We start from the raw sequence: 14,389 nt of genomic DNA on the forward strand, positions 1-14,389 counted from the left end.
TCCTTAGCCTTGAGCCAGCTCTTTGGCTTGCTCAACCCATTCGGGTTTCACTTTGATGGTGTCGATAGCAGCAATCTGCTCGTCCGACAAGGCGGCCAGAGCGGCAAAGCTTTCGATACCGGCTTCAACCAGCTTTTTGGCAGCGGCAGGGCCAACACCGTTCAGCTTGGTCAGATCGTCAGCGGCAGCAGCGGCGGGTGCCTCTGCTTTGGCTTCCGCTTTCTTGGCAGGCTTTGCAGCAGGTGCCGCTTCGCCGGCCGGAGCAGACCCGGTTGCAGCTTTGATGCCCGACTTGTCAGCGCCCGAAGACAGGATGTCGGTGATTTTGACCAGAGTCAGCTTCTGACGGTGGCCAACGGTACGCTTCGAGCTGTGCTTACGACGGCGCTTGACGAATTTGATGACCTTGTCACCTTTGATCTGTTCGATCACTTCGGCCTGTACGCCTGCGCCTTCAACGAAAGGTGCGCCAACAACCGTAGCGTCGCCGCCCAGCATCAGAACATCGTTGAATTGAACTTTTTCACCTGCGTCGGCAGCCAGTTTTTCAACGCGGAGCACGTCGCCCGCCTGAACCTTGTACTGCTTGCCGCCAGTCTTGAGGACCGCAAACATGCGTCTTTCCTTTTCTAACCCGCGTTCTGTGGTCCCCTACCGGGCGTTTTTGGCTTGAAAGCCACCTCGAACAGCGCGCCCTGTTTGGGCTGTGTGGAAGACCCCGTGAAGTTTCAAAGGGTCATATAATAACGACACCCGGCGCGGAGAACCGGCCGGGATGCGCGCTTATCCACATAATGAAAGGCAAAGTCAACACCCAAGACCGGTCAGAGATCCGAGGATTGCCACACCTGCGCCACCGCCGCACCCAGACGGTACGAGATCCCATCAAACATCTCGTCAAACCCTTTGAACAGGGCCGCGTTCAGGGCCTGCCCGGTCTCGGTTCTGGAAAACGCGATATTCTCGCGCATCTCGGCCTCGTCCAGTGGCTGATAGGCCAGAAGCAGAAAGGAATACAACCACGTCGTCGTCTCTTCCGTCACAGTGTCTTTCTGCGCCAGCAACCCATCCAGAACCTCTTCGTATTCGGCCAAACTGTCGCCGTAGAGCCCCAGGAAAAAGTTGTAATCTGAACTCAGCGAGCCTTGGACATTCTGGTCAATCAGGTCATTTGCACGGATGTATTCCTCGACCAGTTCGAACCGCGGCGAGTCGGGTTCGGTGCCCTCATAGGCCTCGTTCGCCATCTCTTCGATCGCCTCATCTGCAAAGGCTTTGCGGGCCGAGTTCTCCAGCGTCACGATCGTCTGCCCCAGATCGCTTTCGAAGAAAACGATTGCCTGGTCCATCTGCTCTTTCGTCATGCCCTCGGCGAAGGCTTCGGTCAGACGGGACTTCATCCAGGAGTGGTTGTAGATCTCCTCAACCTCATCGTGGAAGAGAGGGCCTCCGTCACCGTCCAACAGGCTCTCTTCGAGTTCCTGCTGATGAACCATGCCTTCGTCGATCAGAATTCCCACAACCTGATCCAGCTTCATGGCATGCGCCAGCCGATTGGCCCGTTCATTCGCGACAGCTGGCAGCGCGCAGAGCAACGCCACCACAAAAGCAAGTGCCAGACGCATCAGATATCCTGAGCCGGATGAAGGTCTGCCATGCGGACAGCCAGAACCTCAAACCGCATGGCCATGATTTCATATTGGATCGCGTTCAGAAGCTCATAGACCTCTTGCATCAATGGCTGTTCAAGCGCCTCGGCATAGGCCTCGACCTCTTCGTCCGAGAAATCCTGATAGGTATAAGCTGCCCCTGCCAGCGCCGAAAGTTGTAACGCCTGGCGCATCCCTGCCTCATTCTGCCGAAGCATCAACCGCAGCTCATCCGCGTCCAACTGCAGGTCGATCACGCCAGACGCGCTGGCCGCCAGAAGAAACCGCAATTGGATCTCCTGCAAAGCGCGCAACGAAGTACCGCTGGCATCAATCGCATTGTTCATCCGCTTGAGCTGCTCCACCCGGGGCGAGCCATCCTGCACAAGGCCGGCCACGATTTCCTGCCCCTCCTGCTGTTTGGCCTCTTCATCGTCATTCAGATGCGCCGCGTTTTCGACTTCGACCAGCCTTTGACCGAGATTCGAGGCATAAAACTCAACCGCATGAGCCAACGCCTCATCGCTCAACGTCTCTTCGAGAATCGAGACCGCCGTTTCATGCATGAGCTCGGTATCGAACACCTCTTCAGTCAAGCGGGTCCAGTCTGATCCGAACCCATCGGGATCAATGCCCAGCATTTCTGGGGCAGAACCGGACGCTAGCGCGATACTCTCCAGCGCCACATCAAACCCGGTGGTATTGAGGAAGGCTTCGATCCGGTCGCGGTTGGCCGCAGCCGAAGAAACGGGGACCAAAACAAGCGCGACAAGCAGCGCGAGCAATGGGACAATAGAACGCTCAACTCGATTTTTCATGACTATCAGCCTAGGTGTTTTGTTGCGGCAGGCAATGGAAAATCCAAGGAATGTGAATTCTGGGAATTTTCTGCTTGCACCCCTGCGCGTTCCTCACTAAATCCCCCCCTCACAGACCCCCGCGGAGAGGTGCCGGAGTGGTCGAACGGGGCGGTCTCGAAAACCGTTGTGGGTGCAAGCCCACCCAGGGTTCGAATCCCTGTCTCTCCGCCATAATTTCCAAATGGTTTCTTTGCTTTCACAGACCGACAGGTCTGTCCTGATGCGCAAAGAGAGGGGCTGGCCAAGACCCCCTCATCCAGCCCCCCTCACACCGCCCCTCACATTCAACCACAAAGTGAGAGATCAGTGCCCCTATTGGCCCAATAGGCCTATTCAAACAAAAGACGTTACTCGTTAACTTGGGAAACGTACCCGAGCGCGACCCCCACAATGTCACTTTTGCCCCGTCTGACTGCAGTGTCGGTCATTTTGGGGTCAAAGGCAGTGAAGTCCTTCACATAAGACCAAAAAATCGACCGAGCAGTAAAGTGCGAGCATCGTCGCAGGTTTCGCTCGGCACCACGTTCTCTTACAACGCCTATACCTCAAACGCCGGGCTCAACGCGGTAATGCGATATCATCGAAATTCAATGCAAAGCGCAAAGCGGTGGGCGCTTTGTCGCCGGATCAAGCCGCTCAATCAGCGTAGCTTGGCCCAAACCCGTATTCTGCTGAGAAATCACAAGAATTCCCCTTTGAGTCGTCCTAGATTTGGATCATCCCAGCGGCACAAATTTCCAAAGGAGACACATAATGTCGCGTACTCTTCTTATCATCATCGTCCTCGTCGGCCTTGGCGCGGGCGGGTATTTCTATCTTAACCAACCCGAACCGACGCCGGCCGAAAAACTTGAAGCTGCAGCCGAGGATGCAGGCGATGCGGTCAGCGAAGCGGCCTCGGCCGTGCAGGAGGCCGCAAGCGAAGCGCTGGAATCGGCTACGGAACAAGCCAGCGAAGCGGCGTCATCTCTGACCGAACAGGCCTCTGAGGCCGCGTCATCTGTTGCGGATCAGGCCACTGAGGCCGCCAATTCGATCGCGGATCAGGCGTCCGAGGCGGCAGATCAAGCCGGTGATCAGGTTGCCTCGCTGGCGGATCAGGGTCAGGAGCTGTTCAACTCCTGGGTTCAAGAAGGCATGCTGACAGCTCAGAACTTCGACTATGACGCCATGGTCGCCTCAGTCCAAAACAGCGAGATGGCACAGGGTGTCAAAGATCAGGTGATCAAGATCCTGGATGAGATCAAAGCCTCGCCCGAGGCGGTTCTGACCAAGCTTCAGGACCTGCAAAAAGCGATGAGCCAATAAGTGCCAGGCCGTCCACCGGCGGCCTTTTCCACATGCCGTGACGTTAGAGCACGGCAGAATTGACGCGGCGCGGGGCTTTTGTTTGGCTTGACCCAACAAGAACCCCGCGCCGTTTTTCTTTGCCGTCAGGCTGACGCCTGATCCGGTGGGCCCGGCGCGACTGAAGGACTGACCAATGACCGACTTGCCCTCTACGATGCGCACCGTTGTCCTGAAACATGACGGCTATTCCGGCACCATGACAGGCCCCACGATCGAAGACGCGTCTGAATGGTTGGCAGACGCCGAATTGCCCGTCCCTACCCCCGGCCCCGGACAGGTTCTGATCCGGCTGCGCACCGCTTCGGTCAATCCGTCGGACATTCACTTCATCAAAGGCGAATACGGCCAACCCCGTGTCAAAGGCGCTGCTGCGGGCTTTGAAGGGTGCGGAGATGTTGTGGCAACGGGCAAGGGTGCGGAAGGTCTACAAGGCCTGCGCGTCGCCTTTGTCGCCGCCGGATCGGGGGCTTGGGCGGAATATGTCGTGACCCAGATGCAAATGTGCATCCCTCTGCGCCCCGACATCTCGGACGATGACGGGGCTGCGCAGATCGTCAATCCGCTGACCGCGATGGCCATGGTCGATATGGCTAAGGAAGACGGCGATGCGTTTGTTGTTTCAGCCGCAACCAGCCAATTGGGCAAGCTGATGTGCAGCCTTGGGCGGGATCAGGGCTTGAAGCCCATCGCCATGGTGCGGCGCGCTGAGGCTGCTCCGATGCTGAAAGAGCTTGGTGCTGCGGAAGTTCTGGTCACAACGGACCCTGACGTTGCGCACCAATTTGCCGAACTGAGCGCCAGGCTGAAGCCCCGCGTCTTTCTCGACGCTGTCATGGACCCTCTGTCCGAGCAGATTTTCTGCGCCATGCCCAATCGTGCGCGCTGGATTTGCTATGGCAAACTCGGCAGCGACGCCCCGACCCTGACCCAAACCGGGCAACTGATCTTTATGGGCAAACGGATCGAGGGGTTCTGGCTGACCAACTGGATGATGACCACACCTCCGGCCGATCAGATGCGCGTTGTGACCGAGGTTCAGGCGCGTTTCGCAGACGGGCGCTGGAAAACGGATGTGTCCAAGCGTCTGGCACTGGGCAACCTGATCTCTAACCTGGCGGACGCTTTGAAAACAAACGACGGGAAGGTGATCATCACGCCCTGACCCCATGAAAAAAGGGCCCGCACATGCGAGCCCTTTCCAAATTCGGTGTCCGCAGCGATTAACGCTTCGAGAACTGGAACGAACGACGCGCTTTGCGCTTACCGTATTTCTTACGTTCCACAACGCGGCTGTCGCGGGTCAGGAACCCAGCGGCTTTCAGAGCACCACGCAGCGACGGATCGTACAGCTGCAGCGCTTTCGAGATGCCGTGCTTAACCGCACCGGCCTGACCGGTCAGGCCACCGCCCTTGACGGTTGCAACAACGTCGAATTCACCTTCCACACCGGCAACCTGGAACGGCTGGCGCAGGATCAGCTGCAGAACCGGACGCGCGAAGTACTTGTCCTGGTCTTTGCCGTTCACGGTGACCTTGCCGGAACCCGGCTTGATCCAAACACGCGCAACAGCGTCTTTACGCTTGCCGGTAGCGTAGGAGCGGCCCAGCTCGTCGCGTACGGGTTCACGTACGATGACTTCTTCGGCCACGGTTTCAACGCCTGCGACGGCGCTCAGCTCTTCGAGAGTATTGATCTGATCAGCCATCGGTCATTAGCTCCGGGTGTTTTTCTTGTTCATGGACTTAACGTCCAGAACTTCGGGGGCCTGGGCCTCATGCGGGTGCTCGGCACCGGCATAAACGCGCAGGTTGGTCATTTGCTGACGCGCCAGACGGTTGCCCGGCAGCATGCGCTTGACGGCCTGAACGACAACGCGCTCAGGATGTGCACCTTCCAAGATCTGCTGTTTGGTGCGCGACTTGATGCCGCCCGGGTGGCCAGTGTGCCAGTAGAAGTTCTCTTCGCGCTTCTTGCCGGTCATCTGGATTTTGTCAGCGTTGATCACAATGACGTTGTCGCCCATGTCCATGTTCGGGGTGAACGACGCTTTGTGCTTGCCACGCAGGCGCATGGCGACGATCGAAGCAAGACGGCCCAGAACAACGCCCTCGGCGTCGATCAGGATCCATTTCTTGTCGATGTCTGCAGGTGTTGCAGAAAAGGTTTTCATGGCAGGATAGTCCTGTTTGATGTGAAAGACCGCCCCAAGACAGAGCGGTCCGAATTCGATGGAGGGGGTTTAGACCTGCTTAGAATGCACGTCAACACACGTAATCAAGTTTTTATATAGCATTTTCATATGCTTATAAAATAGGTATTATTTTACCCCATCCTACACGCTGATTTGCTCAGGCGGATTGTCCAGCAAAGCCCGAAGGCGGAGCATCGCGTCCTCGAACCTCTGCAGCGAGACATGCCCGTTCATCGCAATGCGCACAGCGTTCGGGGCGCGCCCGTCCCGTAGCGCGAACTCATCCGCGGATCGCAGTTGAATTCCTTCTCGCTCTGCCGCGCGGCTGAACGCAGCAGCCCGCCAACCCGACGGCAAATGCAGCCAAACAAACGGCACATCAGGCGCCCAGTTCAGATCGAACCCGCCCAAGGCATTCACTGTCACCCGCACATACTCTCCCATCCGCGAGCGTACATCCCGCGCGATTTGACGCGTGCGAGGGTCAGAGAGCAACAACCGGGTCAGTTCAGCCAGCGGCTGTGCAAGGCCAAAATATCCGTATTCAGCTGAACGGCGCAGATCCACGCTCCGGTCTCTGGGCGCAATAGCGAAGCCGACGCGCAAGGACGGTGTCAGCACTTTCGAGATCGAAGACACGTGCCATCCCCGCTCAGGGGCCAACGCGCGGAAACTTGGTTCCTTCGCGTCTCCCATCCGGTAGCAGTCGTCCTCGACAATTTGCACATCGTATTTCCGTGCAATTTCCACGAGTTCCTTGCGCCGCTCCAAAGGGGTGTGCAGTCCGGTCGGGTTCTGAACCTCAGGCGAAACACAGACCGCCTGCGCCGGCGTCTGGCGCAAGACATGCTCCATCGCTCCTGGGTCGATTCCCCATTTGTCCATTCGGATGCCAACCACATCGGCCCGCATCAATTCAGCTGCGCGGCGGAACCCGGCATAGGAGAGGTCTTCGACCATAACGATCGGTTTGGGACCCTGCAGAATGGTCTGGAAAACAAGGCACAGGCCGTTCTGACCGCCGTGTGTCAGTACAATGTCGTCGTCGCACAACTTGCCGAGCGGCAGGTCCGACAACCAATCAACCACCGCCTGACGCATGGGTTTATACGCATCGCGTGTCGGATAGTTCATGAACAAAGCCGGATCAGACTGCGCAACTTTCTGTAGACACTCGCGGATCAAAGACACCTGCCCCATATCCGCAAGCCTCGGGCTGAACAGACTCACGTGATTGGCATTCTGAGCTTCGGCCAGATGAAGCTGCCTTGACCAGACATCGTCCAGAATCGGAGATTTCGGAGGGGCGACAAATGTACCACGTCCAACCTCAGCTTGTAGCAAGCCCTCTTCGGTCAGAATCGTATAGGCCCGCGCGACGGTTCCCGGAGTGATCTGGAGGCGATACGCGAGTTCGCGCACTGGGGGCAGTTTGGTCCCGATATCTAACGTCTTACTTTCAATTGCTTTTCGTATTGTATCAGCCACTAAGGTATACTTAGGCCCTTTGGATTTTGGCAGCGTCTCCGGCCAAATTGTATCCATTACAATTCTTCCTTTGCATTTGACACAATTGCGAATGTATCAAATACATGTACCGAACATTGCTACTTTGTGTCAATACAATTTGAAAGGAATACTGAGATGACACGCACAATGCACACTCCCGCCCTTACACTGCTGAACGCCAGCCCTCGGCTGCCGCTGATCGCTGTGCTGGCCGTGCAGTTTGCGGCGGCGGTCACTCAATGGGAACGCCGTCGTCGCAGTCGCGTCAATCTGGGAAAGCTGGATGACAGGTTGCTCAAGGACGTAGGCCTGACCCGTCTGCAAGCCGACCGCGAAATCAAGCGCTATTTCTGGCAGCTCTAACCCATCCCCAGTCCCAAATTCAATTGGGACCTCTTCCCTGGCCGGGGTTCGCCCCGGCCCTTTTTATCCGAATTTTGCAGCCGAAGACCCAGCAGGTGGGATGGAATAGGTCATACTGGCCCGCGCCACGGGCTGATCTGACCCGACCGAGTAAATCAACACATCGCCAACCGCCAGAGTGCGCCCCAATTTCAGCAAGCGACATTCAGCGATCAAATCTTTGCCCCCTTCAGGTTTGCGCAAAAAGTCCAGAGAGCTATTGGTCGTCACCGCCAAGGACTGACGCCCCTTGCGCGCCAACACCATGGCATAGACACAAACATCCGCCAGGCCGAACATCGACGGCCCTGAAACCGTACCGCCGGGGCGCAAATGACGGTCTTCGACCACGAGGCGCATGGTGATCGTCTCCTCGGTCAGGTCCTCGACCACGAAATCGCGATGAACCTGTGGGAATACCTCTTTAAGGTACTGCGACAGCTCGTCTTTGCTCAACGCCAATCCCATGCTTCCCCTCCTTAACTTCTCGCCCTAGAGTTGGCCCAACAGCCAGCGGGAGGGCAAGATGGCAATTTTGGAACGTAACGACACAGGTGCCATCGCGCGGCTGCATATGAACGCACCGGAAAGGCTGAACGCGCTGAGCGACGAGATGCTGGCCGCGTTGCAGGCCGAGTTCGATGCGCTGCGCGATGACCGCTCGATCCGGGCCGTTATACTGTCGGGCGAAGGCAAGGCTTTCTGCGCCGGTCATGATCTGAAACAGATGACAGCCGGTCGCCAGTCTGAGGATGGCGGCAAGGCCTATTTCCAGGACCTCTTTAACCGTTGTGCGCAGATGATGATATCGATTCAGTCCCTTCCCCAACCCGTTATCGCGCAGGTCCACGGCATTGCCACAGCCGCCGGTTGTCAATTGGTCGCCACCTGCGATCTGGCGGTCGCCGCCGAGGGCACGCGCTTTGGAGTGAACGGAGTGAATATCGGCCTATTCTGTTCAACCCCCATGGTCGCGCTCAGCCGCAACATCCCCAGAAAACAGGCATTTGAGATGCTGACCACCGGAGGATTCCTCTCAGCCGAACGCGCGCAGGAACTGGGGCTGGTCAATCGGGTTGTCCCTGAAACTCAACTCAACGACCAAGCCCTCGCCTTGGCTGAACAGATCGCAGACAAGCTGGGCGTCGCCGTCAAAATCGGAAAAGAGGCGTTTTATCAACAGCTTCAGATGCCGCTGGATCAAGCCTATGCCTATACGGGAGAGGTAATGGTGCAGAATATGCTGCATCGCGATACCGAAGAAGGCATTTCTGCGTTTATCGAAAAACGCCCCCCGAATTGGTCTCAATAAGACAATTATTCCGAACATTTTTCATCACTGTCATCATTTTTGCACTTTTCAAAAGGGCAACACTGTGGCAATGCTGGGACGAGGCTAAGGCCTCAGCTACACTTTTGGGTCGCCGTGGGCGGAAGGTCCCTCCAAGCTGGTTTCTCTCACTGGCGTTGACATTCCCGCAGCGGCGACCCCAAGACCCCCTAAAATCTCAATCATTTGGCGGTTGCTCAGTTGCGCCTGCTTGGGCTCTGCCCTATGTGGCAGCGCATGACACAAGCATTGCATATCGTGGGCGGCGGCATGGCCGGGTCCGAGGCCGCATGGCAAGCGGCGGAAGTGGGCGTGGATGTTGTGATCCACGAAATGCGTCCCACAGTGGGTACCTTTGCGCACCAGACCGGCAATCTGGCCGAAATGGTGTGCTCCAACTCGTTCCGCTCAGACGATGATGAACAAAACGCCGTAGGCCTGTTGCATTGGGAAATGCGCGCTGCGAACGGCTTGATCATGACGACCGCAGATGACCACCGCTTGCCCGCAGGCGGGGCGCTGGCCGTCGACCGCGATCCGTTTGCCGAGGCGGTAACGGCTAAACTGCGCGCGCATCCCCGGATCACTGTGACGGATGAAGAGGTTACGTCTCTGCCCGACGACGGTCAGTGGATCTTTGCCACCGGTCCTCTGACCTCGGCCAAGTTGGGAGAGGCCATTCAGGCCGAAACCGGATCGGACGCGCTGGCGTTTTTTGATGCCATCGCGCCGATTGTCTATGCCGAGAGCATCGACATGAGCAAAGCCTGGATGCAGTCCCGCTATGATAAAGGCGAGACCGAGGAAGAGCGCACAGCCTATCTGAACTGCCCGATGGATCGCGATCAGTACGAGGCTTTCATCGACGCCCTTCTTGCCGCCGACAAAACCGAGTTCCACGAGGGCGAAACCGCCGGCTACTTTGATGGCTGCCTGCCGATCGAGGTGATGTCTGAACGGGGTCGTGAGACCCTGCGCCACGGGCCGATGAAACCCGTCGGCTTGACCAACCCCCATCAGCCGGACGTGAAACCTCATGCCGTTGTGCAACTGCGCCGCGACAATGCGCTTGGCACGCTGTTTAACATCGTGGGGTTCCAAACCAAGATGAAATACGGCGCCCAGACCGAGGTGTTCCGTATGATCCCCGGTCTGGAGAACGCCAGTTTCGCACGCCTTGGCGGGATACATCGCAACACGTTTATCAACTCTCCGACCTTGCTGGACGCGCAGATGCGTTTGAAATCAAAGCTCAATATCCGCTTCGCCGGTCAGATCACCGGTGTCGAAGGATATGTCGAAAGCGCGGCCATGGGGCTTCTGGCAGGTCGACTGGCGGCAGCTGAAATTATGGGCCTTACCCTGCCTGAGGTACCGCAGGACAGCGCCATGGGCGCATTGATCCACCACATTACCGGCGGCGCGGAGGCCAGGACGTTTCAGCCCATGAATGTCAATTTCGGTCTGTTCCGCCCTGTGGATGGCCTGAAAGGTGGCCGCCGGGGACGCAAAGACCGCTACAAGGCCTACACCGACCGCGCCAAGGCTGAATGGACGGAGTGGCTCGCGCAAAGCTGACTGGACGATAGACGATCCAGCGGCTTAACATGCGGTTATGAGTGACAAGTTTTTCAAGGACACATACGGATCGAAATCTCCGCAGGACACGCAAGCGCACTACCAGAAATGGGCCGCAACCTATGAGGATTCTGTCGCGGAACAGGGATATGCCACGCCGGGCCGGGTTGCCAAAGCGCTGTGGTCCAAGAGGCCTGAGGCACAAACGCCCATTCTCGACTATGGCTGTGGAACGGGCTTGTCCGGCGTTGCGCTGCGCTCAGTCGGGTTTAAAGTGATCGACGGAATGGACCCCACGCCCAATATGCTTGAGGAGGCCAAAGCGAAGAACGTCTATCGATCGCTGATCGGCTTTGACATCTCTGATTCCGAACCCATTGAACACGGCGCTTACTCAACCATTTCAGCCATCGGAGTGATCGGTGCCGGAGCAGCACCGCCTGAAACTCTAGACCTCCTCATGCACGCGCTGCCCAAGGATGGTCTATTGGCATTCTCTTATAATGATCATGCACTTGCGGACTACTCTTACACCTCACGCCTGAACGACTGGCTGGACATGGGGGCAGCGCGCCTGCTGTTTAAGGAATACGGGCCTCATCTGCCCGGAATGAACATGAAATCTGACGTGTACGTACTCGAAAAGACGTGACTTTTACGACTCGCTTCGCGCCTTCCCCTACAGGTCCCCTGCATCTTGGACACGCCTATTCGGCGATGCTGGCCAGTGACAAGGCTGCCTCCGAAGGCGGCACATTCCTGCTGCGGATCGAGGATATCGACCAATCCCGCGCGCGACCGAAGTGGGAGGATCAGATCTATGCGGATCTCGAATGGCTGGGCCTCAGCTGGCCAACACCCGTTTTGAGGCAATCTGAGCGCATCCAAATCTATGAACAGGCCCTCGATACCCTGTGGTCGAAAGGTCTATTGTACCCCTGCACCTGCAATCGCAAGGATATCGCGGCGGCGGCCAGTGCCCCGCAGGAAGGGGCACCTCTGCACGGGCCGGATGGCATCATCTATCCCGGTACCTGTCGGCATAAAGCCAGCCGAAACAGCGTAGAACGGCCTAAAGACACGCCGCTGAGACTTGATATGGCTATGGCGGCACAATCCGTTCTGCCACATGGGACCGGCAGTTTTCTCGAACTGGGCACTGGCCCAAATGGGGAAACCGGACGGATTTCCTTCGACAAAACCGAATTGGAAACAACGATCGGTGATGTTGTCCTGTCCCGCCGAGGTATGGGCACCTCTTACCATCTGTCCGTCGCCCTCGACGATGCGGCGCAGGGTGTGACCCATGTCATTCGCGGTCAGGATCTGTTTGAGGCAACGCGTATCCACGTCCTGTTGCAGGCTCTGCTGGGCTTACCCACGCCCGAATACCTGCACCACCGCTTGATCCGCGACCCGAACGGCAAGCGCCTCGCCAAACGAGACGACGCCCGCGCGATCGCCAAATACAGGGACGAAGGCGCAACCCCTCAGGACATCCGCGCCATGGTCAACCTCTGACCCCGCATTGTCTTTTTAAAAATACTCAGACCGAAGGTGGCGACATCTGCGCCACTCACTCCATCGGTTTCATCAATTCGACTTCTTCGCCGTCGCGCACAGCCGTGTAGAAGCACGTCCGGCGGTTGGTGTGACACGCCGCGCCAGTCTGACGGATCACGACCAAGATGCAATCCCGGTCGCAATCAAAGCGGAAATCGACCAGTTCCTGAATATGCCCGGACGTCTCGCCCTTGATCCAAAACGCCTGACGCGAGCGCGACCAATAGGTGACGCACCGCGTCTCCAGCGTGCGCTCAACCGCTTGCTGATTCATCCAGGCCATCATTAACACCTCACCCGAGGCGTGATCCTGCGCGATGGCGGGAATCAGCCCGGCTTCGTTATATTTGAGATTGGATGGATCGAACGTGACAGTGTCAGACATGACAAAAACCTTTTGCATCCCGAGGGCTGACCACTATGTATGGGGAACACGGAACGAGGGAAAGCCATGAGCGGCGAGAACGACCTGATTAAGCTGTACTCCGGCCGCATTCTGGCGCTGGCGGCTGATATCCCGCATCTGGATCGGCTGGATCAACCCGATGCGACGGTCAAGAAACGCTCGCCGCTTTGCGGATCAACCGTAACCGTTGACGTGGCGATGAAAGACGGACGTGTTAGCGATTTCGGGCAGGACGTCAAAGCCTGCGCCCTCGGTCAGGCCGCTGCTTCAGTGGTTGGCGATGCGGTGATTGGTGCAACGCGGGCACAAGTTGAAACCGCCCGAGATCAGCTGAAGACCATGCTAAAAAAGGACGGCCCTGCCCCAGATGCTCCGTTTGACGGGCTTGAGGTTCTGATCCCCGCCCGTGAATACAAAAACCGCCATGCCTCAATCATGCTGGCGCTTGAGGCAACAGCTGAAGCGATGGAACAAGCCGAACAGTCGAACTGCGCCTAAGCTTGGCGTTCTAAACCAAACCTGTTTAATTTCACCCAAACTTCGGTGGAGGAATGGGCTTGAACAACCTACTCGAACACTTCGTGACGTTGTGGGTTGTCATTGACCCGATCGGCACAATTCCTGTTTTCATCGCCGTCACTGCGGGCCTCGAAGCCGCTGCACGGCGCAAAACGGCGATGCTCGCGTCGTTGATAAGTGCCGGTGTGCTTCTGTTCTTCCTCGTTTTCGGACAATTGCTGATCGAGGCGCTGGATATCGGGTTGAACTCGTTCCAGGTTGCCGGAGGGATAATCTTGTTCCTGTTCGCGCTGACCATGATCTTTGGCGAAAGCAAACAGGAGATCGAACAACGCGCTGCCGAAGACGACAAGGAAGACAAGATCCATAAGCACAATCCGGCGATCTTCCCTCTGGCAGTGCCATCGCTAGCTTCACCCGGTGCGATGCTAGCGATCGTGATCCTGACCGACAACCACCGCTACAGCGCCACCGACCAGGGGATTACTGCCCTCGTCATGTTGTCGGTCGTGCTTATCGCCTTTGTTCTGATGCTTCTGGCCGAGCCGATCATACGCCTTATCGGTCATTCCGGCGCGGCAATCATCAGCCGGGTGATGGGGATGATCCTGGCCTCGGTCGCAGTGAATTCCGTTCTGTCGGCGATGTTGGAAATCATAAAGACCGGCCAGCTGTAAAAAAAAACCGCCGCTCCTTCCGGGCGGGAAGGGCGGCGGCAGGCAATGCGTTTCTCGTGTGGGGTCCGGGATACCGCGCGGGGCCGAGGCATGGCCCCTCAAGGGGTTTGGGACAGGCAGGTCACCCTTGATTTCACTGGGGATGACAGGCGCGGGCTATTCGGCACGAGATCGCAGGCAAAAAGAGTTAGAAGCCGACCGGAAGGTGAAGAGCCACCATCAGCATAACGACCAGAGACGCAACACCCGCTGCATCCTGCAGGATGGTCGAGTGCGAGCGTGTGATTACGGTCTTGATCTGGGTCAGCATGGGTCACCTCCGGGTCAGGGATTTAATCCTTTGTTGACCTTTTG

Annotated in this window: 18 protein-coding genes and 1 tRNA gene; 10 read left to right on the plus strand and 9 right to left on the minus strand. The window is 57.4% G+C overall.

The window, feature by feature from the left end:
• Positions 1-3: 3 nt before the first annotated feature.
• The 3 genes from ACR3FB_RS08670 to ACR3FB_RS08680 all read right to left on the minus strand — a co-directional run bounded on the left by ACR3FB_RS08670 (position 4) and on the right by ACR3FB_RS08680 (position 2,467).
• The gene (locus tag ACR3FB_RS08670) at positions 4-615 is read right to left on the minus strand and encodes a 50S ribosomal protein L21 (RefSeq protein ID WP_480564612.1); all 612 of its coding nucleotides are present in this window, start codon (positions 613-615) and stop codon (positions 4-6) included.
• 209 nt (positions 616-824) lie between these two features.
• Positions 825-1,625: a DUF2059 domain-containing protein gene (locus ACR3FB_RS08675; protein WP_480564609.1), complete on the minus strand. Its 801-nt coding sequence runs from the start codon at positions 1,623-1,625 to the stop codon at positions 825-827.
• On the minus strand, positions 1,625-2,467 hold the full coding sequence (locus ACR3FB_RS08680; RefSeq protein ID WP_480564607.1) for a DUF2059 domain-containing protein: 843 nt from the start codon (positions 2,465-2,467) through the stop codon (positions 1,625-1,627). Before ACR3FB_RS08680 ends, ACR3FB_RS08675 begins: the two co-directional genes overlap by 1 nt.
• Positions 2,468-2,590: 123 nt before the next feature.
• Here ACR3FB_RS08680 and ACR3FB_RS08685 point away from each other — a divergent pair.
• The 3 genes from ACR3FB_RS08685 to ACR3FB_RS08695 all read left to right on the plus strand — a co-directional run bounded on the left by ACR3FB_RS08685 (position 2,591) and on the right by ACR3FB_RS08695 (position 5,021).
• Positions 2,591-2,680: transfer RNA gene (locus ACR3FB_RS08685), tRNA-Ser, on the plus strand.
• Positions 2,681-3,262: 582 nt separating this feature from the next.
• Positions 3,263-3,817, plus strand: coding sequence for a hypothetical protein (locus ACR3FB_RS08690; protein WP_480564604.1), 555 nt, complete (start codon positions 3,263-3,265; stop codon positions 3,815-3,817).
• A gap of 175 nt (positions 3,818-3,992) precedes the next feature.
• Entirely contained in the window at positions 3,993-5,021 is a 1,029-nt protein-coding gene (locus ACR3FB_RS08695) for an alcohol dehydrogenase catalytic domain-containing protein (RefSeq protein WP_480564601.1), read from the plus strand.
• 58 nt (positions 5,022-5,079) lie between these two features.
• On the opposite strand, the gene rpsI is transcribed toward ACR3FB_RS08695, so the two are convergent.
• The 3 genes from rpsI to ACR3FB_RS08710 form a co-directional block, all read right to left on the minus strand.
• Positions 5,080-5,565 carry a 30S ribosomal protein S9 gene (gene rpsI / locus ACR3FB_RS08700; RefSeq protein ID WP_039535473.1) on the minus strand — a complete coding sequence of 162 codons (486 nt, stop codon included), beginning with the start codon at positions 5,563-5,565 and terminating at the stop codon, positions 5,080-5,082.
• Positions 5,566-5,571: 6 nt separating this feature from the next.
• Positions 5,572-6,030, minus strand: a complete 459-nt coding sequence (gene rplM / locus ACR3FB_RS08705) for a 50S ribosomal protein L13 (RefSeq protein WP_170373746.1) — start codon at positions 6,028-6,030, stop codon at positions 5,572-5,574.
• A gap of 162 nt (positions 6,031-6,192) precedes the next feature.
• Positions 6,193-7,596, minus strand: a complete 1,404-nt coding sequence (locus tag ACR3FB_RS08710) for an aminotransferase-like domain-containing protein (protein WP_480564598.1) — start codon at positions 7,594-7,596, stop codon at positions 6,193-6,195.
• A 99-nt stretch (positions 7,597-7,695) separates the two neighbouring features.
• On the opposite strand from ACR3FB_RS08710, the gene ACR3FB_RS08715 reads away from it, so the two are divergent.
• Positions 7,696-7,923 (plus strand): DUF1127 domain-containing protein, encoded by a 228-nt coding sequence (locus ACR3FB_RS08715; protein WP_170373748.1) that lies wholly within the window; start codon positions 7,696-7,698, stop codon positions 7,921-7,923.
• Between the two features lie 63 nt (positions 7,924-7,986).
• Here ACR3FB_RS08715 and ACR3FB_RS08720 read toward each other — a convergent pair whose 3' ends face one another.
• Positions 7,987-8,430: a PaaI family thioesterase gene (locus ACR3FB_RS08720; RefSeq protein ID WP_170458244.1), complete on the minus strand. Its 444-nt coding sequence runs from the start codon at positions 8,428-8,430 to the stop codon at positions 7,987-7,989.
• Between the two features lie 58 nt (positions 8,431-8,488).
• Here ACR3FB_RS08720 and ACR3FB_RS08725 point away from each other — a divergent pair, with 58 nt between their 5' ends.
• The 4 genes from ACR3FB_RS08725 to gluQRS all read left to right on the plus strand — a co-directional run bounded on the left by ACR3FB_RS08725 (position 8,489) and on the right by gluQRS (position 12,391).
• Complete coding sequence (locus ACR3FB_RS08725; protein ID WP_480564595.1) at positions 8,489-9,274, plus strand: enoyl-CoA hydratase; 786 nt, start codon at positions 8,489-8,491, stop codon at positions 9,272-9,274.
• Positions 9,275-9,529: 255 nt separating this feature from the next.
• Positions 9,530-10,870 carry a methylenetetrahydrofolate--tRNA-(uracil(54)-C(5))-methyltransferase (FADH(2)-oxidizing) TrmFO gene (gene trmFO / locus ACR3FB_RS08730; protein WP_480564592.1) on the plus strand — a complete coding sequence of 447 codons (1,341 nt, stop codon included), beginning with the start codon at positions 9,530-9,532 and terminating at the stop codon, positions 10,868-10,870.
• 37 nt (positions 10,871-10,907) lie between these two features.
• Positions 10,908-11,522: a class I SAM-dependent DNA methyltransferase gene (locus tag ACR3FB_RS08735; RefSeq protein WP_480564589.1), complete on the plus strand. Its 615-nt coding sequence runs from the start codon at positions 10,908-10,910 to the stop codon at positions 11,520-11,522.
• Complete coding sequence (gene gluQRS / locus ACR3FB_RS08740; RefSeq protein WP_425082811.1) at positions 11,519-12,391, plus strand: tRNA glutamyl-Q(34) synthetase GluQRS; 873 nt, start codon at positions 11,519-11,521, stop codon at positions 12,389-12,391. The genes ACR3FB_RS08735 and gluQRS overlap by 4 nt, the downstream gene beginning before the upstream one ends.
• A 55-nt stretch (positions 12,392-12,446) precedes the next feature.
• Here gluQRS and hisI read toward each other — a convergent pair whose 3' ends face one another.
• Positions 12,447-12,836 carry a phosphoribosyl-AMP cyclohydrolase gene (hisI, locus tag ACR3FB_RS08745; RefSeq protein ID WP_425082812.1) on the minus strand — a complete coding sequence of 130 codons (390 nt, stop codon included), beginning with the start codon at positions 12,834-12,836 and terminating at the stop codon, positions 12,447-12,449.
• A 48-nt stretch (positions 12,837-12,884) separates the two neighbouring features.
• Between hisI and ACR3FB_RS08750 the strand changes: the two genes are divergently transcribed.
• Complete coding sequence (locus tag ACR3FB_RS08750; RefSeq protein ID WP_425082813.1) at positions 12,885-13,337, plus strand: iron-sulfur cluster assembly scaffold protein; 453 nt, start codon at positions 12,885-12,887, stop codon at positions 13,335-13,337.
• A 59-nt stretch (positions 13,338-13,396) separates the two neighbouring features.
• On the plus strand, positions 13,397-14,035 hold the full coding sequence (locus tag ACR3FB_RS08755; protein WP_425082814.1) for a MarC family protein: 639 nt from the start codon (positions 13,397-13,399) through the stop codon (positions 14,033-14,035).
• A gap of 187 nt (positions 14,036-14,222) precedes the next feature.
• Here the strand turns inward: ACR3FB_RS08755 and ACR3FB_RS08760 are convergent, their stop codons facing one another.
• Positions 14,223-14,345 (minus strand): hypothetical protein, encoded by a 123-nt coding sequence (locus tag ACR3FB_RS08760; protein ID WP_256439826.1) that lies wholly within the window; start codon positions 14,343-14,345, stop codon positions 14,223-14,225.
• Between the last annotated feature and the right edge of the window lie 44 nt (positions 14,346-14,389).

The sequence above is a fragment of the Ruegeria sp. AO1 genome (genome assembly GCF_056535985.1).

Bases quoted from the DNA above. Each gene is read 5' to 3' on its own strand.
- ACR3FB_RS08670 (WP_480564612.1), bottom strand. From the start codon at position 615: ATGTTTGCGGTCCTCAAGACTGGCGGCAAGCAGTACAAGGTTCAGGCG.
- ACR3FB_RS08675 (WP_480564609.1), bottom strand. From the start codon at position 1,625: ATGCGTCTGGCACTTGCTTTTGTGGTGGCGTTGCTCTGCGCGCTGCCA.
- ACR3FB_RS08680 (WP_480564607.1), bottom strand. From the start codon at position 2,467: ATGAAAAATCGAGTTGAGCGTTCTATTGTCCCATTGCTCGCGCTGCTT.
- ACR3FB_RS08690 (WP_480564604.1), top strand. From the start codon at position 3,263: ATGTCGCGTACTCTTCTTATCATCATCGTCCTCGTCGGCCTTGGCGCG.
- ACR3FB_RS08695 (WP_480564601.1), top strand. From the start codon at position 3,993: ATGACCGACTTGCCCTCTACGATGCGCACCGTTGTCCTGAAACATGAC.
- rpsI (WP_039535473.1), bottom strand. From the start codon at position 5,565: ATGGCTGATCAGATCAATACTCTCGAAGAGCTGAGCGCCGTCGCAGGC.
- rplM (WP_170373746.1), bottom strand. From the start codon at position 6,030: ATGAAAACCTTTTCTGCAACACCTGCAGACATCGACAAGAAATGGATC.
- ACR3FB_RS08710 (WP_480564598.1), bottom strand. From the start codon at position 7,596: ATGGATACAATTTGGCCGGAGACGCTGCCAAAATCCAAAGGGCCTAAG.
- ACR3FB_RS08715 (WP_170373748.1), top strand. From the start codon at position 7,696: ATGACACGCACAATGCACACTCCCGCCCTTACACTGCTGAACGCCAGC.
- ACR3FB_RS08720 (WP_170458244.1), bottom strand. From the start codon at position 8,430: ATGGGATTGGCGTTGAGCAAAGACGAGCTGTCGCAGTACCTTAAAGAG.
- ACR3FB_RS08725 (WP_480564595.1), top strand. From the start codon at position 8,489: ATGGCAATTTTGGAACGTAACGACACAGGTGCCATCGCGCGGCTGCAT.
- trmFO (WP_480564592.1), top strand. From the start codon at position 9,530: ATGACACAAGCATTGCATATCGTGGGCGGCGGCATGGCCGGGTCCGAG.
- ACR3FB_RS08735 (WP_480564589.1), top strand. From the start codon at position 10,908: ATGAGTGACAAGTTTTTCAAGGACACATACGGATCGAAATCTCCGCAG.
- hisI (WP_425082812.1), bottom strand. From the start codon at position 12,836: ATGCAAAAGGTTTTTGTCATGTCTGACACTGTCACGTTCGATCCATCC.
- ACR3FB_RS08750 (WP_425082813.1), top strand. From the start codon at position 12,885: ATGAGCGGCGAGAACGACCTGATTAAGCTGTACTCCGGCCGCATTCTG.
- ACR3FB_RS08760 (WP_256439826.1), bottom strand. From the start codon at position 14,345: ATGCTGACCCAGATCAAGACCGTAATCACACGCTCGCACTCGACCATC.